This is a genomic window from Bacillus sp. UNC125MFCrub1.1, from assembly GCF_000701305.1.
In the GTDB taxonomy this organism is placed as follows: Bacteria; Bacillota; Bacilli; order Bacillales; family Bacillaceae; genus Bacillus; species Bacillus altitudinis.
Map to the genome: position 1 here is coordinate 1 of NZ_JNIG01000014.1, position 25,983 is coordinate 25,983.

The 25,983-nt window shown below is 42.2% G+C and carries 25 protein-coding genes, 2 tRNA genes, 1 rRNA gene and 1 pseudogene; all 29 read right to left on the bottom strand.

The genetic code is table 11. The features are described from left to right. Positions 1-194, bottom strand: a 16S ribosomal RNA gene (locus tag N521_RS12110); the annotation flags it as partial. Positions 195-538: 344 nt separating this feature from the next. Continuing rightward, positions 539-2,038, bottom strand: coding sequence for a lysine--tRNA ligase (lysS, locus tag N521_RS12115; protein ID WP_025206611.1), 1,500 nt, complete (start codon positions 2,036-2,038; stop codon positions 539-541). Between the two features lie 90 nt (positions 2,039-2,128). After that, complete coding sequence (gene dusB / locus N521_RS12120; protein ID WP_035391540.1) at positions 2,129-3,130, bottom strand: tRNA dihydrouridine synthase DusB; 1,002 nt, start codon at positions 3,128-3,130, stop codon at positions 2,129-2,131. Further along, the gene (locus N521_RS12125) at positions 3,123-3,356 is read right to left on the bottom strand and encodes a helix-turn-helix domain-containing protein (protein WP_008341798.1); all 234 of its coding nucleotides are present in this window, start codon (positions 3,354-3,356) and stop codon (positions 3,123-3,125) included. Before N521_RS12125 ends, dusB begins: the two co-directional genes overlap by 8 nt. Continuing rightward, positions 3,308-3,811, bottom strand: a complete 504-nt coding sequence (gene folK / locus N521_RS12130; RefSeq protein ID WP_007496156.1) for a 2-amino-4-hydroxy-6-hydroxymethyldihydropteridine diphosphokinase — start codon at positions 3,809-3,811, stop codon at positions 3,308-3,310. The genes N521_RS12125 and folK overlap by 49 nt, the downstream gene beginning before the upstream one ends. Next, complete coding sequence (gene folB / locus N521_RS12135) at positions 3,808-4,170, bottom strand: dihydroneopterin aldolase (protein ID WP_024719372.1); 363 nt, start codon at positions 4,168-4,170, stop codon at positions 3,808-3,810. The genes folK and folB overlap by 4 nt, the downstream gene beginning before the upstream one ends. Beyond that, entirely contained in the window at positions 4,163-5,020 is an 858-nt protein-coding gene (gene folP / locus N521_RS12140; protein WP_035391541.1) for a dihydropteroate synthase, read from the bottom strand. Before folP ends, folB begins: the two co-directional genes overlap by 8 nt. Positions 5,021-5,029: 9 nt before the next feature. Beyond that, the gene (pabC, locus tag N521_RS12145) at positions 5,030-5,878 is read right to left on the bottom strand and encodes an aminodeoxychorismate lyase (RefSeq protein ID WP_017359308.1); all 849 of its coding nucleotides are present in this window, start codon (positions 5,876-5,878) and stop codon (positions 5,030-5,032) included. After that, positions 5,875-6,468, bottom strand: coding sequence for an aminodeoxychorismate/anthranilate synthase component II (gene pabA / locus N521_RS12150; RefSeq protein ID WP_008341810.1), 594 nt, complete (start codon positions 6,466-6,468; stop codon positions 5,875-5,877). The genes pabC and pabA overlap by 4 nt, the downstream gene beginning before the upstream one ends. Before the next feature lie 13 nt (positions 6,469-6,481). Continuing rightward, entirely contained in the window at positions 6,482-7,900 is a 1,419-nt protein-coding gene (locus N521_RS12155; RefSeq protein ID WP_035391544.1) for an anthranilate synthase component I family protein, read from the bottom strand. A gap of 124 nt (positions 7,901-8,024) precedes the next feature. Then, the gene (cysK, locus tag N521_RS12160; RefSeq protein WP_008341814.1) at positions 8,025-8,948 is read right to left on the bottom strand and encodes a cysteine synthase A; all 924 of its coding nucleotides are present in this window, start codon (positions 8,946-8,948) and stop codon (positions 8,025-8,027) included. Positions 8,949-9,025: 77 nt separating this feature from the next. Continuing rightward, complete coding sequence (locus N521_RS12165; protein ID WP_035391546.1) at positions 9,026-9,934, bottom strand: peptidyl-prolyl cis-trans isomerase; 909 nt, start codon at positions 9,932-9,934, stop codon at positions 9,026-9,028. 46 nt (positions 9,935-9,980) lie between these two features. Continuing rightward, on the bottom strand, positions 9,981-10,856 hold the full coding sequence (hslO, locus tag N521_RS12170; protein WP_035391548.1) for an Hsp33 family molecular chaperone HslO: 876 nt from the start codon (positions 10,854-10,856) through the stop codon (positions 9,981-9,983). A gap of 15 nt (positions 10,857-10,871) precedes the next feature. Beyond that, entirely contained in the window at positions 10,872-11,648 is a 777-nt protein-coding gene (locus N521_RS12175; protein ID WP_008341820.1) for a type III pantothenate kinase, read from the bottom strand. 163 nt (positions 11,649-11,811) lie between these two features. After that, on the bottom strand, positions 11,812-13,716 hold the full coding sequence (gene ftsH, locus N521_RS12180) for an ATP-dependent zinc metalloprotease FtsH (protein WP_007496173.1): 1,905 nt from the start codon (positions 13,714-13,716) through the stop codon (positions 11,812-11,814). 95 nt (positions 13,717-13,811) lie between these two features. Then, positions 13,812-14,351 carry a hypoxanthine phosphoribosyltransferase gene (gene hpt, locus N521_RS12185; RefSeq protein ID WP_007496175.1) on the bottom strand — a complete coding sequence of 180 codons (540 nt, stop codon included), beginning with the start codon at positions 14,349-14,351 and terminating at the stop codon, positions 13,812-13,814. Continuing rightward, a pseudogene (gene tilS, locus N521_RS12190) lies at positions 14,348-15,770 on the bottom strand (tRNA lysidine(34) synthetase TilS). The gene hpt and the pseudogene tilS overlap by 4 nt, the downstream one beginning before the upstream one ends. A gap of 96 nt (positions 15,771-15,866) precedes the next feature. After that, positions 15,867-16,877: a protein kinase domain-containing protein gene (locus N521_RS12195; RefSeq protein WP_017359313.1), complete on the bottom strand. Its 1,011-nt coding sequence runs from the start codon at positions 16,875-16,877 to the stop codon at positions 15,867-15,869. Continuing rightward, positions 16,861-17,595, bottom strand: a complete 735-nt coding sequence (locus tag N521_RS12200; RefSeq protein WP_008341829.1) for a vWA domain-containing protein — start codon at positions 17,593-17,595, stop codon at positions 16,861-16,863. Before N521_RS12200 ends, N521_RS12195 begins: the two co-directional genes overlap by 17 nt. A 76-nt stretch (positions 17,596-17,671) precedes the next feature. After that, positions 17,672-20,155, bottom strand: coding sequence for a stage II sporulation protein E (gene spoIIE / locus N521_RS12205; protein WP_035391551.1), 2,484 nt, complete (start codon positions 20,153-20,155; stop codon positions 17,672-17,674). Between the two features lie 203 nt (positions 20,156-20,358). Further along, positions 20,359-20,430: transfer RNA gene (locus tag N521_RS12210), tRNA-Glu, on the bottom strand. A gap of 25 nt (positions 20,431-20,455) precedes the next feature. Then, a tRNA-Met gene (locus N521_RS12215) sits at positions 20,456-20,529 on the bottom strand. A gap of 178 nt (positions 20,530-20,707) precedes the next feature. After that, positions 20,708-21,106 (bottom strand): S1 domain-containing RNA-binding protein, encoded by a 399-nt coding sequence (locus tag N521_RS12220; protein WP_003217901.1) that lies wholly within the window; start codon positions 21,104-21,106, stop codon positions 20,708-20,710. An 82-nt stretch (positions 21,107-21,188) separates the two neighbouring features. Next, the gene (locus tag N521_RS12225) at positions 21,189-21,563 is read right to left on the bottom strand and encodes an FtsB family cell division protein (RefSeq protein ID WP_007496186.1); all 375 of its coding nucleotides are present in this window, start codon (positions 21,561-21,563) and stop codon (positions 21,189-21,191) included. Between the two features lie 18 nt (positions 21,564-21,581). After that, positions 21,582-22,220 (bottom strand): spore cortex biosynthesis protein YabQ, encoded by a 639-nt coding sequence (gene yabQ, locus N521_RS12230; RefSeq protein WP_007496188.1) that lies wholly within the window; start codon positions 22,218-22,220, stop codon positions 21,582-21,584. Next, positions 22,217-22,525 (bottom strand): sporulation protein YabP, encoded by a 309-nt coding sequence (gene yabP / locus N521_RS12235; RefSeq protein ID WP_007496190.1) that lies wholly within the window; start codon positions 22,523-22,525, stop codon positions 22,217-22,219. Before yabP ends, yabQ begins: the two co-directional genes overlap by 4 nt. 74 nt (positions 22,526-22,599) lie before the next feature. Then, complete coding sequence (locus tag N521_RS12240) at positions 22,600-22,860, bottom strand: RNA-binding S4 domain-containing protein (RefSeq protein ID WP_008341839.1); 261 nt, start codon at positions 22,858-22,860, stop codon at positions 22,600-22,602. After that, positions 22,857-24,341 carry a bifunctional methyltransferase/pyrophosphohydrolase YabN gene (gene mazG / locus N521_RS12245; protein WP_035391554.1) on the bottom strand — a complete coding sequence of 495 codons (1,485 nt, stop codon included), beginning with the start codon at positions 24,339-24,341 and terminating at the stop codon, positions 22,857-22,859. The genes N521_RS12240 and mazG overlap by 4 nt, the downstream gene beginning before the upstream one ends. Beyond that, entirely contained in the window at positions 24,331-25,935 is a 1,605-nt protein-coding gene (locus tag N521_RS12250) for a putative polysaccharide biosynthesis protein (protein ID WP_035391557.1), read from the bottom strand. Before N521_RS12250 ends, mazG begins: the two co-directional genes overlap by 11 nt. Between the last annotated feature and the right edge of the window lie 48 nt (positions 25,936-25,983).

The window sequence follows — 25,983 nt, forward strand, 5'->3', positions numbered from 1 at the left end:
ATGCGGTTCAAGGAACTATCCGGTATTAGCTCCGGTTTCCCGGAGTTATCCCAGTCTTACAGGCAGGTTACCCACGTGTTACTCACCCGTCCGCCGCTAACATCCGGGAGCAAGCTCCCTTCTGTCCGCTCGACTTGCATGTATTAGGCACGCCGCCAGCGTTCGTCCTGAGCCAGGATCAAACTCTCCGAAAAAGTACAAAACCGAAGTTTTGTTTTTCGTCAGCGTTTGACTGACTACCTATGATGTATCATAGGATTTTTTTATAAAAACTCGAATTAACAGGTACGTTTTGTCTTGTTTAGTTTTCAAAGATCATTTTCTTTATCGCTCGTAAGCGACTTTAATATCTTAACATTTCGCTTCGGTTGAAGTCAAGAACTTTTTTCATTTTCTTTTTTCAACCTCGTTGCTGTTTTGCGGCAACGAATAATAATATACCATCTGGATTCTTTCCTTGCAATAGTTTTTTTAAAAAAAGTTTCATTTTATGAAAAATAGAAAGCGCCATAAATAAAATGGCGCTTTGGTTGATGTATTAGCGGTTTCTCATTTGTGGGAAAAGCAGTACATCTCTGATTGATGGAGAATTTGTTAAAAGCATGATTAATCGGTCGATTCCGATTCCTAGACCACCTGTTGGAGGCATACCGTATTCTAACGCTTCAACAAAATCGTCATCCATTAGATGTGCTTCGTCGTTTCCTTCTTCACGTTCTTTTAATTGAGCTTCAAAGCGTTCTCTTTGATCGATCGGATCGTTTAGCTCTGTGAATGCATTTGCATGCTCGCGGCGTACGATAAACAGCTCAAAGCGATCAGTAAAGCGCGGGTCTTCAGGATTTTTCTTAGCTAATGGAGAAATCTCCACTGGGTGTCCGTAAATGAATGTAGGCTGAACCAATGTTTCTTCTACTTTTTGCTCGAAGAACTCATTGATAATATGACCTACTGTCATATTTTTCGTGATTTCAACACCATGATCAGCCGCATGCTGTTTTGCTTCTTCAACAGACATCTCTTGCCAGAAGTCTACACCTGTCGCTTCTTTGACTGCTTCAACCATATGGAGTCTCTTCCATTCAGGTTTTAGATCAATTTCATCTTCTCCATATTGAATCGTTGTTGTTCCTAGTACCTCTTGGGCAATATGAGCAATCAAGTTTTCCGTTAGGTTCATGATGTCTTTATAGTCTGCATATGCTTCATACAGCTCAATCATAGTAAATTCCGGGTTATGACGAGTTGAGACTCCTTCATTACGGAATACGCGACCAATCTCGTATACTTTCTCTAGACCACCGACAATTAGACGTTTTAAATGCAGCTCGATCGCAATACGCATATAAAGCGGCATATCAAGTGCATTGTGATGAGTAATGAAAGGACGAGCTGATGCACCACCAGGGATGCTATGCATTGTTGGTGTTTCAACTTCTAGGTATCCTTTTGAATCTAAGTATCTTCTCATTGATTGAATGATTTTGCTTCGCATGATGAACGTCTGCTTACTTTCTGGATTGACAATCAAATCAAGGTAACGCTGACGATAGCGTTGTTCTACATCTTTTAGTCCGTGATATTTATCAGGGAGCGGGCGAAGTGCTTTTGTCAGAACCTCAAAGCTAGTCGCTTTAATTGAAAGTTCTCCTACATTCGTTTTAAATACGGTTCCCGTCACACCGATAATATCGCCTAGGTCCGAGCTTTTGAATAATTCGTAAGCTTCTTCTCCTACACTATCTTTACGTACATAGATTTGAATTTGTCCTTCTAAGTCTTGAATGTGTGCAAAGCCAGCTTTCCCTTTTCCGCGTTTTGTCATCATACGGCCAGCAATTGTTACTTGAGCTGCTTTTTCTTCTAAGTCTTCTTTTGAAAACTCGTCATATTCAGCAATAATTTGTGCAGATTGATGAGAACGGTCATATCGTTCACCGAATGGATCGATACCCTCTTCTCTCATTTTATTCATTTTGTCACGTCTTACTTGGAATTGATCATTTAATTCTTCGTTATTAAGCCCTTCATTACTCATTTATATCACTCCAATAATGTATTTTGCAGAGAAAAGCAGAAAAACTGCCAGTACGTGCACTAGCAGTGAGCTACAAAAAGAAAGATAGTCTTATCCTACTTTTATTCTTTGAAGCTCTTTTGCCTCGGCTTCGATCGTAAAGTCATCTAGAACTTTTACAAGCTCCGCTCTCGTTTCACTTTGATTGATTTGGTTTCTTACATCTGCATTGCCTCGGACACCTTTTAAGTACCATGCTGCATGTTTTCTCATTTCTCTGACAGCCACATGCTCGCCTTTCAGGTCTATGAGTCTGTCTAAGTGAAGTTTGCACACAGACATTTTCTCGCGCACATTAGGCTCTTCTTTTAGTTCACCCGTTTCTAAATAATGAACCGTCCGGTAAATCATCCACGGGTTTCCTAGTGCGGCTCTTCCGATCATGACAGCATCTGCACCCGTTTCATCAAGCATACGTTTTGCATCCTGAGGGGTTTTGACATCTCCATTGCCGATGACTGGAATGGAAACAGATTGTTTGACCTCTTTTATAATATCCCAATTCGCTGTTCCTTCGTACATCTGCACACGTGTCCGTCCGTGAAGCGCAACCGCTTGTCCACCTGCTCGTTCAACAGCACGGGCATTGTCGATAGCGAAGATATGGTCTTCGTCCCAGCCCATTCTCATTTTCACCGTAACAGGTTTATCTACAGCATCTACAACAGCAGAGACCATTTCATAAATTTTGTTTGGATCAAGTAGCCATTTCGCTCCTGCATCACATTTCGTAATCTTCGGCACAGGACAGCCCATGTTGATATCAATAATGTCCGCCGTTGTATTCTGGTCTACAAACTTGGCCGCTTCCACGAGCGTGTCCTTTTCTCCTCCAAATATCTGAAGGCTCAACGGTTTTTCACGTTCATCAATGTACAGCATGCCCATTGTTCTGGCATTATTAATCAAGATCGCTTTGTCACTGACCATTTCAGCGCAGACTAAGCCCGCTCCAAACTCTTTCACAGTGAGTCTGAAAGCAGAGTTACACACACCAGCCATTGGTGCGAGCACTACTTTGTTTTTAATTTCGATATCTCCGATTTTAAACATCATGTCCCCTCCTTTCTTCTTCAAGAATTGGTGAAAGTTCTTCCACCGTTATATTTAAAGCATCTGCTATTTGACCAACCATTTGGTTTGTTGGTAATCGATTGCCTCGCTCAATTTCCCCTAAGACAGAGACAGAGATGCCCAGTCTTTTGGCGAACCCTTCCTGAGTATACCCTTTTAGCTTTCGGTATGCACGAATTCTTCTACCCCACATGTCTTTTTCCATATGCTTACACCTTCTTGGTCTGTTACGGCGTTTATCTGGGCTTCGCCGATTTCTGGGCAAATCTCACTCATCGGAACAAGAACGAATAAACGTTCGTACATTCTAGGATGCGGCACTACAAGTTGTTCTGTTTCAATATTTTCACGATTATAAAGTAAAATGTCAAGGTCAGCTGTCCGTGGACCCCACCTGACTTCTCTTGTTCTGCCTAACTCCTGCTCAATGTTCTGAGTCAGTGATAGAAGTTCTTCAGGACGAAGCGAGGTGGAAATCTTCACAGCCATGTTCAAGAAGTCATCCTGATTCTCGTAGCCTACAGGTGTTGTCTCATATATAGATGAAATGGATTCAACTTGAACACCTGGATGTTCGTGAAGTTTTTTGACAGCTTCTTTTAAGTAGGTTTCCTTTTTTCCTATGTTTGAGCCTAAAGCGATATATGCTGTATTGTTCATGCGCGTGATCTCGTCATTTCAATGGCAACGGACTGATAGTGTCCTGGAATTGGCGGATCTGGTTTGATTACTTTTACTGTACATTCTTGAACTGTCGGAAAGTCCTTTAACACTTGGTTTGCAATTCTTTCTGTCAGCGTTTCAACGAGGTTCACCGGATCCCCTTCTACAATATTTTTGCAGATGTTGTAGAGCTCAGCATAGTTGATGGTCTCATTTAGGTCATCCGTTTGTCCTGCCTTACTTAAATCAAGTGAAGCTGTTAAGTCCACACGAAAGCGCTGGCCTAGTTTATTCTCTTCTGCAAATACACCGTGATAGCCGTAAAATTCCATTCCGTTTACATATACTTTATCGATGATAAGCGCCTCCTTTATTCAGCATGGCATCCATCATTTTTGCCATTCTTGCGATTTCTTTTACATCATGCACTCGGACCATTGCGCTGCCCTTTTGAATCCCAAGACAGACCGTCGCACCCGTTCCTTCAGTACGTTCTTCAGGCGGCAGGTCTAAAACTGCACCGATGAATCGTTTGCGGGATGTTGCTAGCAGCAGCGGATACCCTAGGTGGCAAAAATGTTCAAGTTCATTCATGACCATGAGGTTGTCAGTTTTATTTTTCGCAAATCCTACACCAGGGTCTAAGATGATCATGTCATCACGGACACCCGCTTGTTTCACAATTTGAACACTTTCTTTCAGATCTGCAATCATATCTGAAATCAGATGGGTGTAATTCCGCTCTGGTCGATTGTGCATTAAGATGATTGGCACGTTGTGCTTCGCTGCCACATGCGCCATTTGAGGATCAGCTTTCGCGCCCCATACATCATTAATGATTGAGGCTCCTGCTTTCACTGCCTCATCTGCGACATGGGCTTTATACGTATCAATAGAAATAGGTATGTCTAATTCTTTTGTGATCTTCTCAATGACAGGAATGACCCTTGAAAGCTCCTCTTGCTCTGAGACAAGTGCCGCTCCCGGCCGAGTCGATTCACCGCCAATATCAATAATATGCGCCCCATCTTCTATGAGCTGCGCTGCATGAGCCAGCGCTTTATCCATTTGATTGAATTTTCCTCCATCTGAAAAAGAGTCCGGTGTGACATTTAAAATGCCCATGACCAATGTCTTTTCTTCATAACTAAGGGTATGGTGCTTGGCTTGTATGATTTTAGGCTGTTTTATCAATTGTTGTGTCATTGTGTCCACCTACTCTTTATGTTCTAGACGTGCTTTTGTATATTCTGTTCTCAGCTTGGTCGAAATCGTTCGGTTGTGGTTTTGCAGGACGTTGTCTCCGATATTTTTAAAAGGCACAATTCCCTGAACCGAATTGGTCATCCACGCCTCATCAGCTGAGAGCAAGTGTGAGAGTGGATATCTTCCTTCTATTAGTGGGATCCCCGAAGCTTGCAGCGTTTCGATACAATATCGACGGGTAACCCCGTTTAAAATGCCGGTATCAAGTGAAGGTGTATAGATCACATCTTTTTTTCGCCAAAATAGATTTGACGTAATTCCTTCTGCCACATCGTCTTCTTTTGTTAAAAAGATCCCTTCTACAGTCGGATCGTTCCCTACTTCTCTTTTCGCCAGCAGGTTGTTCATGTAATGATGCGACTTGAGCCGTCTTGGACCTTCCGGTGTGTTTCTTCTTGTATCAAGAATGATTCCCTGTTTTTCATCTACTATTGATTCGGGCCGGAATGGGGAGATCATCACAAAAACAACAGGCTCCTCATAAGGGTCTGCAGAAAATCCATTGCCTCTGCCCGCAGAAACATTGAAGCGGATCCTCGCATGACCGCCCGTTATTTGGTTTTGATTGAATAATGTATGAATGATGTCGAGTACAAATGGTTTCTCTATTGTGGATTCGATGCAAAGGTCACGCAATGATTGATTGAGCCTTTCAAGATGCCAGTCTAACAAGAAGACTTGTCCTGCTAGAGAGGTAAATGTTTCGAATACACCGATGCCATATAGAAAACCATGATCAAAAGGAGAAAGAGTCGCGTCTTTCTCCTCTATATACTGACCGTTCAGGTAAATGATCATGCGTTTACTTCATTCCCCTTTTTACGATAGGTTTCAATGAAATTTCTGAGCATTTCTTTACCAAAGGACGTCATAATCGATTCTGGATGGAATTGAACACTTTCAATCGGAAGTTCTTTATGGCGAATGGCCATGAGTTCGCCTTCCTTTGTGCTCGCTGTTCTGACAAAGCACTCCGGCAGCGTCTCGTCTTTAACAATTAATGAATGATATCTCGTTGCGACGAGCGGATTTTGTAGTCCCGTGAAGACACCTTTGCCGTCATGTTCAATCTCTGATGTTTTCCCATGCATTAACCGCTCCGCACGAATGACATCTCCACCAAATACTTGTGCAATGGATTGATGACCTAAACAGACACCGAAGATCGGAATCTTCCCAGCAAAATGTTTGATCGCTTCCATACTAATTCCTGCTTCATCCGGACTGCAAGGTCCTGGAGAAATCATCAGAAAGTCTGGCTTGAGCTCTTCGATTTCTTGAATAGTGACTTGATCGTTTCGTTTTACAATCAGTTCTTCCCCAAGCTCACCTAAATACTGGACCAAGTTGTACGTAAATGAATCGTAATTATCAATCATTAATATCATACTCTGCTCACCTCTAACTCAAAATAGTCTCTTCTTTGCTCAACTGTAATGCTTTTTTCACTGCATAGGCTTTTTTAATCGATTCTTTGTATTCGTGCTTTGGTACAGAATCGATGACAATGCCTGCACCTGACTGCATGAAGGCTCTGCCCCCTGTACAATAAGCCGTACGAATGACGATATTAAAGTGCATATCTTGATTGAATCCAAACCAGCCTATAGATCCAGTATAAAGCCCACGCCTTGTCGGCTCAAGTTCTTCTATGATTTCCATTGTTCTCACTTTTGGCGCACCTGTAATCGTTCCACCTGGGAATACAGCTCTCATGACATCTACTGCATCACAATCATCACGCAGCTCCCCTTGGACATTTGATACAATGTGCATCACGTGTGAATATTTCTCAATGGCCATAAATTCGTTCACCTTGACTGAGCCATAAGTAGACACTCGTCCAAGATCATTCCGCTCAAGATCAACGAGCATCACATGTTCTGCGCGTTCTTTTTCATCTTCAATGAGTTCTTTTGCTAGCGCTTGATCTTCCGCATCATCCTTGCCTCTTGATCTTGTGCCAGCGATCGGTCTTGTTTCGAGCTGAATGCCTTTTTTCTTAATAAGCAGTTCTGGAGATCCACAGACAATTTGGAAATCTGGCGTGTGCAGATATGACATATATGGAGATGGATTCACGTGACGTAATGTTTTGTATAAATGATATGGGTGGGTATGAAGCTGTTCATCTTGTCTAATGGATAGGTTCACTTGGAACACATCACCGTTCGCGATATATTGTTTAATCGTTTCTACAGCTTCCCCGAAAGCTTCTTCAGTAAAAGGTGCAGCAGGTACACATTCCGAAGAAGACACGTTGACAGGTGAATGTGCTGATTCTTCTGATGTGCTTGTCCAGCTTTGCTTTAATTCTTCGAGTCTTTGATGAACTTCACTGACAGGTTCGTCTCCTTCTGTATGAGTCATCAGCCAGAGGACGTCTTCTTTATGATCAAAGACAGCGACATCATTGAATACGAGGAAATACAAATCAGGCGTCTTCAAATCATCGATGGACAGCATTTTAAAATGCTCGATATATCTTGCGTAATCATAGCTTAAAAATCCAATCGCTCCACCTTGGAAGTCAGGATATTCATCGTTCGTTTCGGTTTGTAGGGTTTGAAACCAATCAGCAAATGCCCTGAAAGGATCTCCCTCTTTGAACAACACCTCACCCTGATAATGGATGGTGGTCATCCCGTCCTTCCCTTTCGCTTTAGCGATTGGATGAATGCCGGCAATACTGTATTCTCCGCCACGTGCACTTTCAAGAAGGACGTGATGTGATTCATGAGCCGTTAATTGTTCGTATCGTTTCAAGAATGCATCTTTCGTAAAAGGAATTTTGATGCCCATCGGCCTACGTTGTGTCATGTAATCATCCTTTTTTATTTTCATTAATCTTATTGTAATGCAATCCATTTTAATTAGAAAATAGTATTTGCTTTCCATCTTCAGAATTCATGAAAAAACCCCAGCAAATGCTGGGGTGTATTGTTTAATCAAATTGATAAAGCGGCGTACTAAGGTAACGTTCACCGTTACTTGGAATAATCGCTAGAACCTTTTTCCCTTTACCAAGCTTCTTCGCTGTTTGAAGCGCTGCATAAATGGCTGCTCCTGAAGATATACCACCAAGGATTCCTTCTTCTTTCGCTGCCTTTCTTGCAAGTTCAAATGCATCTTCGTTTTTCACTTGGATAATGCCGTCATATACTTCTGTGTTCAAGATAGATGGAACAAACCCTGCTCCGATGCCTTGAATTTTATGCGGACCTGGTTTCCCGCCTGATAGTACAGGAGAATCTGTTGGTTCTACCGCATAGAGCTGAATAGATGGGATGGCTTCTTTCAGGACTTCACCAGCACCTGTAATCGTACCGCCAGTACCAACTCCTGCAATAAATGCATCAAGGTCGCCGTCGAATTGTTCAAGAATCTCTTTCCCTGTTGTGCGGCGGTGAATCTCAGCATTGGCTTCATTGCTGAACTGCTGAGGCATGAAGTATCCGTGCTCTTCTGCTAATTCTTCTGCTTTTTTGATGGCACCTTTCATTCCTTCTGCACCCGGTGTTAATACAAGTTCTGCACCGTAAGCCCGTAAAAGGTTGCGGCGCTCCTGACTCATTGTATCCGGCATAACTAAAATCGCATTGATTCCTTTTGCAGCCGCGACCATCGCAAGACCGATTCCTGTGTTTCCGCTTGTTGGCTCAATGAGTGTGTCACCAGCTTTTAATGTACCTTTTGCTTCAGCATCTTCGATCATCGCTAACGCAATACGATCTTTTACACTGCTGCCTGGGTTCATATATTCAAGTTTCAAGTAGACATCCGCACTGTCTTCATCTACTAAACGGTTTAATTTAACGACTGGTGTATTTCCTATTAGTTCAAAAACTGAATTTGCAATACGAGCCATCACTAACACCTCTATCTCCGAGTAATTTTATTGTATTAATATTAAATTATCAATTTCGAAAAATTTTGTCAATGCTTTTAGTCCTGCTCTCCATCGTAAAACCATGTGACTTTTGCTTCTTTCCACAGGGTTTTGACATTCGCCTTTTCACCCAGATCTTCCATGGCGATCTGCCTTTTGATCTGATCTTTGACTTCTTCATAAGAGAAGGAGCGGCCATTTAATTTTTCTTTTAATTGTATGATGGCATAACCGTTTTTGATCTCGATCGGCTCTTTCGTCCATTCATCTGGCTTAAGCTTTTGGGCTTCTTGTATGTATAGGGCTGGAATGCTTTCTTGCTCTTCTGTGACAAATCCAAGATCTCCGCCGTAAGGAGAGGTATATCGATCGGTGGATCGTTCAGCTGCTACAGCTTCGAAACTAGATCCGCCCTTTAAATCTTTTAATACACTTTGTGCCTCGTCTTTTGTTTTCACAACAATGTGGCGAATTCGGTATGAGTCATCATATTGATACAAGTCTTTGTTTTTTTCATAAAAGGATTTGGCTTCTTTTTCAGAAACGACCGCATCTCTCGTTAGAAGCTGTTCTAATAAAATTTGATAACGAATCTGCTCTTTCCATTCCTTTTCACTTGTATGACCGTCTTCGTAGAAATTATTAGATACCGCTTTCAGCATCAGCAGCTCACGATTGATCTCTTTTGAAGATACCTCCAGCTTGTTTTCTTTCGCAAGCTGATTGACTACCTTCTGATTAATCATTTGTTCAAGTGTTGCCTTTCCGTAGCGGTCTTCCATTTTCTTTAACCATTCTTGACGTGTGACTTTCTCTTTCCCAATAGAAGCAATTTCTTCACCGCTCTTCCCATTTGAAGAAGCCTGCGACATTTGTGACTTTGTTAATACATATGCAATGACAACGGCATTAATCATGAGCAGAACGAGGATAAATGTCCATACCACTCTTGCTTTCAGTCTCATCTTTCGTCTCCTTTCCATTCTAAAAAGAAAACCCGCTGCTTAGAGCTTAGCGGGTTATTTCTTCACGTAGCTCTTCTAGCTCTTCTTTTGTAAATACATACGTTTCGTTACAAAAATGGCATTGAGCTTCTGCTTGTCCGTCTTGTTCAATCATATCCTCAATTTCGGCTTCCCCTAGGCTGATAATACCGTTGGCAAACCGTTCTTTTGAGCAGTTACAAGAAAATTCGACAGGTACAGTTTCTAAGATTTGAGGTTTTTCACCGAGCACTTCTTCTAAAATTTCTTCAGGAGTCATCCCTTTTTCAATCAGTTTAGAGATCGGTTCAATGGTTGATAATCTCTTTTCGAGTCTTTCGATGACTGCATCTTCTGTTCCAGGCAGCAATTGAATGATGAAACCGCCTGCTGCAAGGATCGAGTTGTCTGGATTGACAAGAACACCCACACCTACAGAGGATGGCACTTGTTCAGAGGAGACCAGGTAATAAGTAAAGTCATCTCCAATTTCACCTGAGACAATTTCCGTTTGCCCTGTAAAGTGATCTTTCAGTCCGATATCTTTGACAACACTTAACGTTCCAGATGTTCCAACAGCACGTCTAACGTCCAGCTTCCCATGTTCATTTAAATCAAAGTGAACTTGTGGGTTTGAGACATATCCGCGCACCTGACCTTTTGCGTTTCCATCCGCAATGATGGCTCCGATCGGCCCACCGCCTTCAATTTTGACAGTTAATTTATTCTCGCCTTTCAGCATGGCTCCCATCATGACAGTCGCTGTCATGGTTCTGCCGATTGCAGCTGAAGCAGTTGGCCACGTATGGTGTCTTCTCTGCGCTTCGTTGATTGTATCTGTTGTGTTCGCAGCATACGCACGGACTTTCCCGTCATATGCTAACGCTTTAACTAAATAATCCATTTTGATTAAACCCTCCTATAATACACCGACACGATTACGTTCATAAATTAATTGGAGTCCTTTTAATGTGAGGAACGGATCGACAATATCAATACAGTCTGATTCATTTCCAATCAATGTAGACAAACCGCCTGTTGCAATGACTTTCGGTGTTTGTTTGGCTTGCTGCTTCATCCGTTTCACTATTCCCTCGACTTGACCAACATATCCATAAAGGATGCCGGATTGCATCGCACTGATGGTATTTTTTCCAACAATGTGATCTGGACGGACAATTTCAATTCTCGGCAGTTTTGCCGCTCTTGTATATAAAGCCTCTGTTGAGATGGTAATACCCGGTGCAATTGCGCCACCCATGTATTGTTTTTGTTCATTGATATAGCAGTAGGTTGTGGCTGTTCCAAAGTCTACCACAATGAGAGGGGCCCCATACAGGTGAATGGCCGCCACTGCGTTCACAATTCGATCAGCGCCGACTTCCTTTGGATTGTCACACATAATGTTTAATCCAGTCTTCATGCCAGGCCCAACGATTTGAGGAGTAATGTGAAAATACTTTTCGCACATTCTTTCCAGAGCAAACATCATTGGCGGGACAACAGAAGAAATGATAATTCCTTCTATCTGGTCAAACATCAGCCCTACATAGTCAAATAAGGATCGGATTGCCATACCAAATTCATCTTCTGTTTTATGACGGCTTGTTTCAATCCGCCAATGGTAGTTCAAATCGCCATTATGATAAACACCTAAAACGGTATTTGTGTTTCCTACATCTATCACGAGTAACAACTTCATCACCACTTTGAATAGTGTCTCAAAAAGAGCATTTTTCGACTTTCTATCATACCATACACGAATTGAGTTCCATTTGTAAACAATTCGAAACCGATCCATTCATGAATCGAAATAAAAAAAGCTGCCGGTGAGCCCGACAGCTTTTTATAGAAGGAGATTAAATCTCCTCGTCTTCTTCTTTTTTCTTGATGTTCACTTTCACATCATCGTTTTTCTCTTCGTCATCTGCGTATACACGCTCTGGAAGCTTTCCAGTATCGTAAAGAGATTTAATTTGTTCAGCATCTAATGTTTCCACTTCTAGAAGAGCTTGTGCGATGATTTCTAGCTTATCTTTATTCTCAGTGAGAATTTGTTTCGCACGTTCGTAGCTTTCTTTGATGAAGCGCTGAACTTCTTGGTCAATTTCATAAGCGATCGCTTCACTATAATTCGGCTCGTTGTTGAAATCACGGCCAAGGAATACTTGACCTCCTTGTGCTTGACCGAATTGTAGAGGACCAAGTTTATCAGACATACCGAACTCTGTGACCATTCTTCTTGCAATGCCTGTTGCACGCTGGAAGTCGTTGTGAGCGCCTGTACTTACTTCACCAAACGTAATTTCCTCTGCAACACGACCGCCGAGCAAGCCGACGATTTTATCAAGAAGCTCTGGCTTCGTTTGGAAATAACGGTCTTCTCTTGGAAGCATGACCGCATATCCGCCTGCCTGACCACGAGGAACGATCGTTACTTTATGCACCATGTCAGCTTCGTCAAGGACAAGTCCAATGACGGTATGACCTGCTTCGTGGTACGCCACGATATTGCGTTCTTTCTTAGAAATGACACGGCTTTTCTTAGCCGGTCCAGCAATGACACGGTCAGTTGCTTCGTCGATATCACGCATATCAATTTTCTTTTTGTTTTGACGGGCAGCAACAAGTGCTGCTTCGTTTAGTAAGTTCTCAAGATCTGCCCCAGAGAACCCTGGTGTTCTGCTTGCAATGGCTTTCAAGTTGACTGTATCATCAAGCGGTTTGTTTTTCGCATGAACCTTCAGTACTTCTTCACGGCCAATGACATCTGGGCGGTCAACCGTAATTTGACGGTCAAAACGTCCCGGACGCAGCAATGCAGGATCTAGGATATCTGCACGGTTAGTTGCAGCAATGATAATAATCCCTTCGTTGGCACTAAAACCATCCATTTCAACAAGAAGCTGGTTAAGCGTTTGTTCACGCTCATCATGACCACCACCAAGACCTGCTCCACGCTGACGACCCACTGCATCAATCTCATCAATAAAGATTAAGCAAGGTGCATTCTTTTTCGCATTTTCAAACAAATCACGTACACGTGATGCACCGACACCGACGAACATCTCGACGAAGTCAGAACCACTGATGCTGAAGAAAGGAACGCCTGCTTCTCCTGCAGATGCTCTCGCAAGCAATGTTTTACCTGTACCTGGAGGTCCTACTAGTAAAACCCCTTTAGGGATTCTTGCGCCAAGCTCCGCAAATTTACGTGGATCTTTTAAGAATTCAACCACTTCTACGAGCTCTTGTTTTTCTTCATCCGCACCGGCAACATCTTTAAATTTCACACGTTTCTTCTCTTCTGTGTAAAGCTTCGCCTTACTCTTACCAAAGTTCATGACACGGCTTCCACCGCCTTGAGCTTGGTTCAATAAGAAGAAGAACAGGATAAAGATGATGATGAATGGAATGATGGTTGTCAGAACTTGCAGCCATCCATTTGTTTCAGGTGCTGGTTCTACTTTTACATCTGTATTCTTCAGTGCACTGTAAATTTGGTCAACTCCTTGACCGTCTGGAACGTGGGTAATGAAGTATTCATCTTTCTTCGCGCCATCTAATTGACCACGAATTTCATAAACCCCTCTTACAGGCTGGATGGAGATACTCTCCACTTTTCCCGCACTTAAATTTTGCGAAAATTTGCTGTAAGACATGTTCTCAGGCTTTTGATTAGGGGATCCTAACCAACTGACAACCCCTATCACAAGTAATAAAATAAGTATATAAAAAATCGTATTACGAAAAACCCGATTCATTCCTTACCTCCTCCCACAGTAAGCACAACTATGTTCAATAGTATCATAGAAAATCATTCCAACACAACCAATAACCTCATGTAAACGTGTGCTCATTAGCCTTCGTAAACAGATGGTTTTAACACTCCAATATACGGGAGGTTTCGGTAACGTTCGGCAAAATCCAATCCATAGCCAACAACAAATGCATCTGGTACTTCAAACCCAACATAATCTGCTTTGATGTCTGCTTTGCGGCCGCTTGGTTTATCAAGCAATGTCACAATTTTAATGGAGTTTGCTTTACGGTATCGGAAAAGCTCTACCAGATAACTCAAAGTTAACCCACTGTCGATGATATCTTCCATAATTAGAATATCTCTTCCTTCAACAGAAGTATCTAGATCTTTGATGATCTTCACTTCTCCAGAAGATACGGTAGACTTTCCGTAGCTAGATACATCCATAAAATCAAGCTCTAAATATGTATCAATGTGTTTGATCAGGTCTGCCATGAATGGAAGAGCCCCTTTCAAAACACCAATAGCCAGGGGAAATTTACCATCATAATCGCTGGTTAATGTTGCACCCAGTTCCTTCACTTTTAGCTGGATCTCTTCTTCTGAGATCAAAATCTTTTCAATATCTTGTTTCATGCTTTTGCTTGCCCCCTACAAATTTTCGTGCTGTCTATATTGTAATACAATGAGATCGCTGTTTGTCATATCAATTTCTTCAAAAATGGATTTTTTCAGACCTGGGATCCAGATGATTTGATGATCCGAGTCAGTGACGATCGGCCAGCTGTCTCTTTCTGCAAGAGGCACTTTTTTATCAATAAATATATCTTTCACCTTTTTTGATCCATTCATCCCTTTAAGTTTGATTCGATCACCGTTTTTTCGTGAGCGAATGATCAAAGGAAGACGAACATGATCTTTTTGAAGCAAGAAAAAATGGTTTCCGTTCCGTGCATCCTTCGGAACATGATTTGATACCAAGATAGACTGTCCATTCGGGAGAAAAAGTTCCTCGCCAAGCTCACCTTTTAAATGATGAGTATATGACTGATCTATGACAAGCGATCGTTCAAAGGTAAACATACAGTGATCATAAGATTTGACAGCTTGTAAACCTTTTGGCAAATCTAATGATCCAGACGGTTGATCAGTATGAGATAACCAGTCCAAAGTCCCTAGAATATGCTGGTTTGAAAACGCTGATTGAGTGTTTTCATAAAGATAGTTTAATATTAGTTGAATGCCTCTTCTTTGTAAAGGCAAAGGCAGGTCAAGCAAAGGCTTCGTTTTGATCTCAATTTGCTTAGGCGTTTGATTCGTAATGACTTGATGCATTTGATCCTTTGTTAATGCCTGCAAGTACTGCTCATCCTCAGTCAGCATGTCACTTACAAACTGAAAGCTTTCATGCACATGAGGTGCCTCTTCTTTTAACACGGGAAGAACGTGTCTTCTGATCCGGTTTCTCAAGTAGTCATCGGTGTGATTGCTTTGATCAATGACATAAGGAACTTGTTCTTTTTCGCAAGAAGTGAGTACATCATCCTTAGAATATCCAATCAGCGGACGAATCAGCCACCCTTCTTGAAAAGGGCGCTTTGCTTGCATACCTGCGAGTCCTATTCCAACAGTCCCTCTTGTCAGCCTCATCACCATTGTTTCTACTTGATCGTCTCCATGATGTGCAAGCGCTATAAATTGAGCGTTGTACTGTTCCATCAATTGACGAAAGAAAGCATATCTGCACTCTCTTGCAGCTGCCTGTTTGTTTAAGCGGTTTTCTTTTGCATATTGGGTGACCTGTATACGAGCCGATTCAAAAAGGATCTCATGCTCTTTACAGTACGCTTCAACAAATGCCAAATCAGCAAAGGATTCTTCTCCTCTGAACATGTGATCTACATGGGCTGCAATCAGCTGAAAGGAACATTTTCGACGTTTGTTTAGTTCATGCAGCAAGAGCATAGAATCTGGTCCGCCAGAAACCCCGACAATGACTGTCGTATTTTCAAGGAAAACATCATGTTTTTTCAAAAAAGATTCAATTCTATTCACAACTTCCTCCTCACAAAGAGCAGGTAATTTAAAGATATACATATCCTATCACTTTCATTAGCTCCAAGCAAAGAAGAAGCCTGCTTTTTTACAGCTCTATAATAGGAATAAAACCACATAGGCACAGTAAAGAGCGAGCACACTGCATAAGATGAGAATGGTTTCAAAAAGACCGCCTGATTTTTTGCGTACTGATGTTCTTTTCGCAGCAGCAGCTCTTGATCGTGAAGGTACGGTCTGTTGATGTTGAGGAACAGCTGACTTTTGCCTATTTTGCTGTGATGGCTTCTTTTGTCGTGATTTTCTTGAAGCAAGCAATTGTCCTTCTTTCAACATCGCGCTTTTCATGTCTGCCGCTGATTGATATTTGCCTTGGAGAGCCGCTTTTAACACCCTCTCATATCGCTTTAATAAAGGATGTCCTTCAATCGCTCGATAAAGCTGCTTTTCTGGTTCTGCCCCTTTTTTAAATTCTTTTTTATAGGCACAGTTCACCATGACCATACTTAAGGCAAATAGATCATAAGAAGGTTCTGCTTTTCTTGTACCGAAGCCCCAGTAGCCGCGGTCAAAAAACTCGGTGTATTCCTTAATCGCCCTTCCCGCCTTCGTTGTTCCTCCAACATCAATACATCGAATCGTAGCTGGGGGGCCTGAAACGATGAGATTATCAGGCTTCAAGTCACCGAATATCCAGCCTTCCTTATGTAAGTGAGCAAGGTTAGACAACAGTTGAATCATGAGAACGACGATCCATTCATCGCCTTTTTGTTTGACAAATTCAAGTAGCAATGGTCCTCTGACATACTCCATGACATAAAACGACCGTTTCTCTGACATACCAGGATAAAGAGCATCATCCATATCATAAAAAGAAGGCCCCATGGTTTTCACAGGAGCCTTTGAAAAGGATTTTAATACATTGACTTCAGATGCAATGAGCATACTGTCATCACTCACTTTAAGGGCCACTTGCCCCTTTGACGATTCGGCCAGATAAACCACACCGTTCGCCCCTTTTCCCAGCTCTTTTACAATGCGGTAATGTTGATGATGCCACTTTCCTTTTATCATTGTACCTAATGGGATGTTAGAAGCCGAATTCATCATGTTCTTCCTTCGCTTCAAGCAGCCCTTTTCGTGAACGAACTGATTTGAAATGCTGGAGTGCTTCTCGAATTGCTGGTCCAGTCGGTGTAATTCCTCCTGTTGTCAGCTTCGGGAAAATCGATGATAACGAATCGAACCGAGGCGTCCAGTTCAACACAATTTCTGCATCTGAGTTTTTCCCGGGAAATACACACATCCCAAACTGATTTTCACCAATTCTCGAATTTAGACTAATAGAGAGATCGATGAGTGCTTCTTTTACCGTTGGCAGCTTCGGTTTCATACTTGCACTCGTATCCACAAGCACAAGCACTTGAAGATGAACCGTCTCACCGAGCTCGTCCACAACCTCCATCACTTCTCCACGCTTATCTGGGGGAAGTTCTTCAATTTCAGTATCTTTGCCAAGAATTTGCTGCAATTCTTTATTCACAACACCTTGTAACGTTTGCGTCATCGCCTTTTTTGTCACCATTTGTACGGTTTGAGACAATTGCTGAACGTAGACAACCTGATGAATGCCTCCGCCTGCTAGAGCAATCCCCTCTACTTCTTTCATCGCTTCATGATCGTGTCTGTTCTCTTCCATAATGCCAATGACATTGACTGTGATCCCTTGCTCCTTTGCCAATGCGGCAATCGCAAGTGGGTCTTCCCCATGATTTGAGCAGCCATCTGTAATCAGTAAGATTTGGTTTACGTGACCTTTTCGCATCTTCATTCCTCCTGGGATTGTAACTGAATGCTTATATCCCCATCATCGCCAGAAGAAATTCATATTATACGATATTTCAAGAAATCTCTTGTTTCTGAAGGTAGAATGTACCTGTCGGAATGGATGCCCATTTTGGTGTATTGTGGTCGAGCCTAATGACGACAACCGTCATATCGTCATCGATTTGACCTGCTCTTGTGCGAATGACCTCCTCCATTAATAAATCAGCAATCTCTTGCGGATCTTCTGTTTTAAAGCTCTTCATTTTTCGTTTGACCCACAAATCATGATTTTCGATATGCTTTGGTCCTTCAAAGATCCCGTCGCTCATCATGATAAGGAGATCTCCTGCCTTCATCTGTTCACTCACCACTTCTACTTCAAATTCATCAATAATGCCAATAGGCAAGTTGCTGGCCTGTACCTTCATCACTTGATCACCACGTTTAATAAAACTTGGGGTGGAGCCAATCTTGAGGAACTTACAGCTCGCATCCTGTAAATCAATAATGGATAAGTCTAATGTGGAATAGACTTCATCTGTTGTCCGTAAAGATAAAATGCTATTAATCGTTTTAATCGCTACTTTTTCATCAATACCAGACGCCAAGATTTTTTCTAACAGCTTGATCGTTTCATTGCTTTCAAAATGGGCTCTTGCTCCATTTCCCATCCCATCACTAATAGCTGCGGCATATTTACCTGCACCCAGCTCCATCATGCTGTAGCTGTCTCCAGATACTAATCCTCCGCCTTTCGCTGCATGTGCTACACCTGTAGACACTCGATACGATTTTGCAGAACCGAATACAACATGACAATAACCTGTTGGATGCTCCGCACACTGCTCTGCTTTGACTAAAACTTGTTCTTCTAAAATATCCGAGAGCATTGGAGCGATGATTTTTTCGCATTCCCCATGACCTTGGCAATAGGGAATTCTCATCTCTATATCAACATTTCCCTGTTCTAAGCTATAAATTTCAACTTGCTGAATTTCAATTCCAAAGTTCTGAAGTGCTTCTATCATCTGCTCTTCCTGAATAAAATGCTGCTCTCTTTCTCGTTTTATTTCCCGGGAAAAATCCTCCATGACTTGTGAGACACCCATAAGTTGTTCGGCCACAAGGCGCCTGCTGTCTTGGACCTTTTTCTTTAAGGTCTGATTTGCTTTATAGTAAGCTATCTCCTCTTCAATCAATTCTTCTACATGCTTTGATTTTGAGCAGTGCTGACTGAATTTCTTTTTCAACTTCCGGTTATGCTCGTACGTTTTTTCATCAGATTCATGCATAACTTGTTTCATGAGTTCATAGGTTGTATCAAAGTTCTGCACCCAGCATTTATTTTTCTTATAGCACGTTTGACAGGAACGTTCTGTGATCGTACTTAAAAAAAGATCTACATCCTCTTCCTGCTTCTTCTCCTCAGGAATGGATTCGTAAAATGTCGCAAAACTCTCAGACAGCGCATGAAATACATTAGAGAATTGATCTACCTTTTTTGCTGTCACGTCTCGTACTTTTCTGGCATATTGCTGCTGTTCCTGTACATGCTCTACCGTACCAGGAATATATTTTGCCACCTTGGACGTTACTGACTGTGGCGTGAGCAAAAACAGTGCAACTGCGATGAGTGATTCATATAGCGTGGTCATTAGCCCTGCTGACCCTTCACCGTAGAGGGAGATTAGTAAAGAACCCACAATCAAGCCGATGGCGGCTCCTGCTTTTTTCCCCTCTTTTAGTAATCCGCCTAATAAGCCCGAAAAGGCAAGCAGACTCATCTGATAAAGGTTGCCGATGTTGGCGAGACCAAGAATTAATCCAGTTACAACACCCACTGTACAACCAATACTCGCTCCTCCAATAAAGGCAAAGCTCAGCACTACATATCGTGACAAAATATGCTCTGCCTGCATTCCTTGAAATGTGATCCCAGCCAGACCTGTTAAAACTGAAGCGATTAATATCATAAAGCAAATAATTTCTTCAACCTTTAAGGAGTGTTTGATTTTCCTGACTGTAAAAATCGGCAAACTTTGAAGAAAAATCAGTGTCAAAATGAAGGCAAGTCCAGCTTCAACCCCTGCCATCACATAGTCATAGCTTTGAACCGCACCCTGCTCGAGGTATACAAAAGCTCCCCTGGTTATCAGCATTGAGAGCACAATTACAACCGGTAATGTTTTCACCGGGTCTTTGATGATGAATGAAACGACCTTTGACATGAGAAGGAACACGATCAATGACGCAAACACGAATAATGCATTTTGAGGTGATATCGTCATCGCCCCAGCGAGTAAAGCAAGACAAGCAAGCATCGCTTTATCCCTTTTAATGAGCAGCATGGACCCAAAGAAAGGCAATGCAAACGGCATAATTTCAGATAAGATAAAGGCTCGTCCCAATAAAAAGCCCAGAACAACATAAATAAACCCTTTATAGAAAAAAAGAGAATGCGTATGATGAAGAAACAGGTTTTTCATCTTTTTTAACCCTGCACTGATTCTTTCAAACCCGGCTCCCGTTAAATCAGTTCTTCTTTCTAGTTTTTCCATCTTTTCATCCCCCACCTGATATTCGTTGCTTGTCATTATAGCGAAGGTGAAAAAGAAATTTTGTCAAAAGAAGTTGTCGTTTCCATAAAACGTTCGACGCTTTATTTGCCAAAAAGGCATACTTTCTTGAAAGTCGATGTCTTTCATCAGAATTTTACGAAAGCACAAAAAAACAGCTTTCCTATAGAAAGCTGTTTTGAAGATGACCCGTACGGGATTCGAACCCGTGTTACCGCCGTGAAAGGGCGGTGTCTTAACCGCTTGACCAACGGGCCTTGCTTATCGTTCTTTTTAAAAGGATAGCGGCGGAGGGGATCGAACCCCCGACCTCACGGGTATGAACCGTACGCTCTAGCCAGCTGAGCTACACCGCCATAATGTAAAATGCGCTAAGAAGCACAAGAACTATAATACAAAGGATTCGCTTGTCCGTCAATAGAAAGTTTTAAATTAAATGGCGAAATCACAAAAAGCGTTGAATTTGTATTAAAAAAAGCACCCGCTAAACAGCAGATGCTTTGTTGTGAAAAATATATAGAAAGCAGCAACAAGTTAACCTCTTCTTGCTCCGCGCCCCCCACGTTTTGATTCCGTGTTACGTTTTAAAGATGTTAAGCGATCTTCGCTATCTTTTAAGAATTTGTTCATTTTTTGCTCAAACGATTCCTTCGGACGGAAATCATTTCTGCTCGGTCTTGATTGTTGTTGTTGAGGACGATCTTTTGCTTTTTTAATGGACAAGCCGATTTTACCGTCTTTTTCAACGTTAATCACTTTCACTTCAACTTGTTCACCGACTTTTAAATGCTCATTAATATCTTTTACATAGTTATCGGCTACCTCACTGATATGAACGAGACCAGTTGAACCGCCTGGCAACTCCACAAAAGCTCCAAAATTTGTAATGCCCGTAACTTTCCCTTGTAACTTGCTGCCAACTTCAATCGACATAAAAAAAGTGCTCCTCCTTAGACTTATAAAAAAATCTCATTTGTTCAATTATACATAAACTGAATTTTAAGTGTCAACAAGGCTAATCGCTCTTATTGCCCACATCAAAGATTTTTTCGCCTTTTTTAGACATATAATAGTCCCGTCGTGCCAGTTCGAGTACGTATTCTTTGCTTTTCAGCTTTTTGATTTCATCAGAAATATCTTCCTGCTTTGTTTGTAATTGCTTCAATTCTTTTTCAAGCGCAACCTTCTTCTCTTCTTTTTCTTTCAATGCAGACGATTGCGACCAGAGGGCACTTGTTACCAAAACAGCAAACATGAGCACAATGACTCCAAACACGGTAAGCCTTCTAAGGAGTCCCCGGCGTTTGCGTTTTAGGCGCTGCGCTTGCTGTTCCATTTGTTTTTGATAATCATTTTGAATTTGTGCGATATTTCTTTTTCTCTCGTTCAAGGATGAAGGCCTCCTCTCTTACTTTGTCCAGAATTGTTTCCATTTCGTTTTCATGGTACGAGATAATTTCTTGATCCCTTGTAAAATTCCTGCTCCTTTTGAGAAAAACAACCTCATTGATGTTCGCCATTTTTCGGGAATTCGATGAATAATGGTCACATTGAGTAACCAAATAAGCGGATAACAAACAATATACAGCACCTTCCACACGAGTCGAAACGCAAAACGAACAAGGCGTAAGAGCGAGTGGAACAAGAACAGAAGAGCACTTATGATCAAACCGACGATCCAGCGAATGGGCTGGAAAACCATCGACATGATCAGCCTTTTCAGGAAGAGAACAGTCTGATAAATACACCTCATCACAAACTTGAGGATGTTCATATACAGCTGTTTCATCAATGCCTGGTACATCGAGAAACCTAGAGCAACAGCTAGAAAAATATAAAGCCTGAATTCTCCCTCATTGGTCAGCAGCAGGACATAAAAGAATAAGAGACCCTGCACCACCCAAAAAAGGAGGTCGTGAATGACCAGCAGCCATTTTGCTGTTTTTTCCCGGTTCACAAACAGCTTGTACGTATCCAGCGATGCGCCCAGCCAGATGCCCATCGCCGCCATCGAAAGCATCGTATAAAACTGGACCGTCAGTGTCATTTAAACAGCTTGCTAAAAAATCCTTTAGCTTTCTCCCCGTGCTGCTCATCTACATAGATTAAGTCAAAGACACGCCCTTTAATGGACACAACGCCCTTTTCTACATCTAAGTTTTTCATTTGCAGATTTTCTCCGCGAATGGCGAGGACTCCCATGACAGTCTCAAGCAGAAATTCTTCATTATCAAAGCTCTCGACCTGTTTGACCCCGGTAATATCTAAATGCTTTCTGTTGCGCATTGTGACATGATGCTCGGCTTCTGATGACAACTTCGTGCCTTGAGGTTGATTATAATATTGATTCATTTATACATCCCCCATATCTCATACTTGCATTGTTACTGCATTGTATGTGACAGGCGGGACATTTAGAACAAGCCCTATTCTGCTGTTTTTTCTTCTTTTAGCACGGTATACATGCCAGCAGCTTCTTCTTTTTTCGTTGTGTCTTTTAACTCGTTGACTTGAACAGTCACAAGCTTTTGGCCAAAGCGAATTTGAAGCTCGTCCCCTTCTTTCACGTCAGAGCTGGCTTTCGCCTGCGTGCCATTAATGGAAATTCTCCCTTGATCAGCTACTTCTTTTGCCAATGTTCTTCTTTTGATTAAACGAGACACTTTTAAGAATTTATCTAGTCTCATGTATGTTCACCTCTTTCTATACGTTTGGCATCGTTCCACAGATCGTCCATTTCTTCTAAGGTCAAGTCCTCTAGTGAACGCCCTATGTCCTTTGCTTTTTGTTCAATATGCTGAAAGCGCCGCATGAATTTTGTGTTTGCAGAAGAGAGGGCGGTTTCAGGCTCTAGATGATAAAATCTTCCAATGTTGACGAGAACAAACAAAAGATCCCCAAATTCATCCTTCATTTGCTTTGTTGCACCTTCACCCGTCTTATCTGCCACTTCCACAAGGAATTCCTGCTTTTCTTCTTCGTATTTGTTCCAAATATCCTCTACTTCTGTCCAGTCGAAGCCCACTTTTGCTGCTTTCTTTTGGAGCTTATAGGCTTTTGTTAAAGCTGGAAGAGTCGTTGGAATGGATTGCAAAATAGAAGCTGCACGCTCCGGTTTTTCCTGCTGCTTGATTTTTTCCCAGTTGGCGACGACATCTGATGCTTCAGACACATCCGTATCACCAAACACATGCGGATGTCGTCGAATCATTTTTTCTGTGACATGCTGGATGACGTCATCCATTGAGAAGTAACCATCATCTTCACCAATTTGGGCATGGAGTAAAACTTGCAGCAGTACATCTCCGAGTTCTTCAACCATATGATCTGGATCGTCTTCATCTATGGCTTCCAGCAGCTCATAACATTCTTCAATTAAATATGGTTTGAGCGACTCATTCGTTTGTTTTTGATCCCAAGGACAGCCGCCAGGACCTCTTAATGTACGAATGACTTCACGGAAAGTGTCAAATTGTTGATAGAGTAGCTTTTCATCTTGGATTGGAGGCACATAAACACTCGTTAAGTTATTTATCGACACATCTCGATCAAGTTCAAATAAAGGAACACCTGTAATCTGTTCCTGACTGCTTCCAGCTGCCGTTACGATAAAGACTTCATAATCGTCAGGTAGCTTTTCCATGAGGGTCAGCTTCACATTCGAGGCTGTCATCTGATCATATACCTGACAGATCAGCACATGCTGGGTCAACTTCAGATCATCCGCTCTCATATCCCCTGCGTCAACGAATTGCAGCCCTTCAATTGGGTCAATCTGTAAGGAATTAAACGTCGCATCCAAAAAGCTTTGTCCACCAGCGACGTACACCTCAACCCCGCGCTCCTTCTGTTGTGAAACAAGAAGCTGCACTGTCTTTTCCGCCACAAACGGGTGACCTGGTACTGCATACACAATATCTTTCCCCTCAGCCTCTTGGAAGAGAATGTCTGTGATTTCCTCATACACTGCATCAAACTGATCATGCTTTTCATATATCTCATCAAAAAAGGTCAGAGACGGGACCTCCTGCATCAATTCTGCGGTGAGTGGATGATCCTGCGTTCTCATGTATACTTCTTTCGCCTGCTTCAGCTGCTTATATACACCGAGCGTCAGCTGATCCATGTCGCCTGCCCCAAGACCAACGACTGTAATCTTACCTGCCATTTCGATTCCCTCTCATCTGTTTAAAATATAAAATCTTTTCTCCTAATGGAATGAGTCTCCATTCCTCTTCCGTAAATACGTCTAGCTTAAGAATACTATATAAAAAGGCGAAACCACCAATAAAAACTGAAGTCAGGCTCTCTAAAACAGAAAACGGACGTTTCTCAAAGGGAATGACCCAAGAAAACAATGCCTGATATCCAATTAAAACGACAGCCATGAATGCTGCTGATAAAAGAATTTTCACTGGGAATAGCTCTCTTATTGAAATCCACCCTTTATGCTTCAAATACACCGCATTGAGCGCAGCGGCAACGAGAAACGCACAAACAGTCGACCATGCGGCTCCATAAATGCCGAATAACGGGACAAGAGCCAGCGTCAGCCCCCATTTCACCAGTACACTGATCAGGACCACAACAGCTGGGTACACGGTATGTCCCAGACCCTGAAGTAAAGCGGTTTGCGTAATCGCCATTGATGTAAAGGCAATGGATATGCAAAATATTTGCAGCGCATCTGCCCCTAAGTCATTACGAAAAAGCATAATGTTCACAGACGATAAAATACATATAAGACCGACAGCTGAACCAATCCCCAGCACCGATGTTGCCTTAAACGATGTACGTACTTTTTCACGAATTGCTTCATGCTGCCCTTTTCTTAAGGCCGACGACAAAAACGGAACAAGAGACGTCCCAATACTAATTGCAAACACCGTCCCGAGCTGCAGGAACGGCTGACCTCGGTCATATACGCCTTTTGCCGCCTTTGCAGCTGCTTCACTCAGTCCCTCACTGCGCAGTAGCGCATACAGGTGAAAAGCATCGATCATTTGCATCCATAGGATCAGCAATCCACTCACACAAATCGTCAATGTATACAGCACCAAACTCTTCAGCACATTTTTTTTCCGCAGTGTAGCCTGTTTTAATGTCTTGCTCGCTGACGACCGCTTCCGATAGGTCAGCCAAAGGAAAAGAAGCAAAATGAGTGAAGCCGCACTTCCAGCTATAGAAGAGAACACCGCACCCGCTCCTGTTTCATAAAGCGAATAGCCATGTTTCACAAAATAGAAAGATAAAACAAGCAGGACGCCTACTCTGATGAGTTGCTCAGCCAATTGAGAGACCGCAGTGGGGAGCATCAGCCCATCACTCTGAAAAACACCCCTCAGCATCACGGTAAGCGGCAGAAATAAAAACACATACGAACTCATCTGGATGAGCAACATTAATTGACTGTCCGCCATGAGATTCGCAATTGTGCCTGCTCCTATGTATAAACAAAGAAATAAGGCCAAGCTCAGCAAAGTGATATACACCAAAGATACCTTTGTAATGATTCGGCGATTCTCCTCACCATGCTCGCTCAGGAGCTTGGACACCATCACAGGAAAACCAGTGGTGCCGAGCATGATCGCAATGCCAAGAAAGGGATAGACCTGCTGATAAATATAAAAACCTGTGTCTCCTACGATATTTTGAAAAGGGACACGATATACGGCACTCAGTACCTTTGATAACAAGCCTGCGATGGTTAAAATCACCGCACCTTGGAAAAGCCAATGCGGCTGATTTACAGCATTTTTCATGGATGACTCCTTTATGTTCAATCAAAAAATATACCTGCATTTAAACGC

Coding starts and splice junctions, on each gene's coding strand:
- lysS (WP_025206611.1), bottom strand. CDS start 2,038: ATGAGTAATGAAGGGCTTAATAACGAAGAATTAAATGATCAATTCCAA.
- dusB (WP_035391540.1), bottom strand. CDS start 3,130: ATGTTTAAAATCGGAGATATCGAAATTAAAAACAAAGTAGTGCTCGCA.
- N521_RS12125 (WP_008341798.1), bottom strand. CDS start 3,356: ATGGAAAAAGACATGTGGGGTAGAAGAATTCGTGCATACCGAAAGCTA.
- folK (WP_007496156.1), bottom strand. CDS start 3,811: ATGAACAATACAGCATATATCGCTTTAGGCTCAAACATAGGAAAAAAG.
- folP (WP_035391541.1), bottom strand. CDS start 5,020: ATGACACAACAATTGATAAAACAGCCTAAAATCATACAAGCCAAGCAC.
- pabC (WP_017359308.1), bottom strand. CDS start 5,878: ATGATCATTTACCTGAACGGTCAGTATATAGAGGAGAAAGACGCGACT.
- pabA (WP_008341810.1), bottom strand. CDS start 6,468: ATGATATTAATGATTGATAATTACGATTCATTTACGTACAACTTGGTC.
- N521_RS12155 (WP_035391544.1), bottom strand. CDS start 7,900: ATGACACAACGTAGGCCGATGGGCATCAAAATTCCTTTTACGAAAGAT.
- cysK (WP_008341814.1), bottom strand. CDS start 8,948: ATGGCTCGTATTGCAAATTCAGTTTTTGAACTAATAGGAAATACACCA.
- N521_RS12165 (WP_035391546.1), bottom strand. CDS start 9,934: ATGAGACTGAAAGCAAGAGTGGTATGGACATTTATCCTCGTTCTGCTC.
- hslO (WP_035391548.1), bottom strand. CDS start 10,856: ATGGATTATTTAGTTAAAGCGTTAGCATATGACGGGAAAGTCCGTGCG.
- ftsH (WP_007496173.1), bottom strand. CDS start 13,716: ATGAATCGGGTTTTTCGTAATACGATTTTTTATATACTTATTTTATTA.
- hpt (WP_007496175.1), bottom strand. CDS start 14,351: ATGAAACAAGATATTGAAAAGATTTTGATCTCAGAAGAAGAGATCCAG.
- N521_RS12195 (WP_017359313.1), bottom strand. CDS start 16,877: ATGAATTCGGCTTCTAACATCCCATTAGGTACAATGATAAAAGGAAAG.
- N521_RS12200 (WP_008341829.1), bottom strand. CDS start 17,595: ATGCGAAAAGGTCACGTAAACCAAATCTTACTGATTACAGATGGCTGC.
- spoIIE (WP_035391551.1), bottom strand. CDS start 20,155: ATGGAAAAACTAGAAAGAAGAACTGATTTAACGGGAGCCGGGTTTGAA.
- N521_RS12220 (WP_003217901.1), bottom strand. CDS start 21,106: ATGTCGATTGAAGTTGGCAGCAAGTTACAAGGGAAAGTTACGGGCATT.
- yabQ (WP_007496188.1), bottom strand. CDS start 22,220: ATGACACTGACGGTCCAGTTTTATACGATGCTTTCGATGGCGGCGATG.
- yabP (WP_007496190.1), bottom strand. CDS start 22,525: ATGAATCAATATTATAATCAACCTCAAGGCACGAAGTTGTCATCAGAA.
- N521_RS12240 (WP_008341839.1), bottom strand. CDS start 22,860: ATGAGACTAGATAAATTCTTAAAAGTGTCTCGTTTAATCAAAAGAAGA.
- mazG (WP_035391554.1), bottom strand. CDS start 24,341: ATGGCAGGTAAGATTACAGTCGTTGGTCTTGGGGCAGGCGACATGGAT.
- N521_RS12250 (WP_035391557.1), bottom strand. CDS start 25,935: ATGAAAAATGCTGTAAATCAGCCGCATTGGCTTTTCCAAGGTGCGGTG.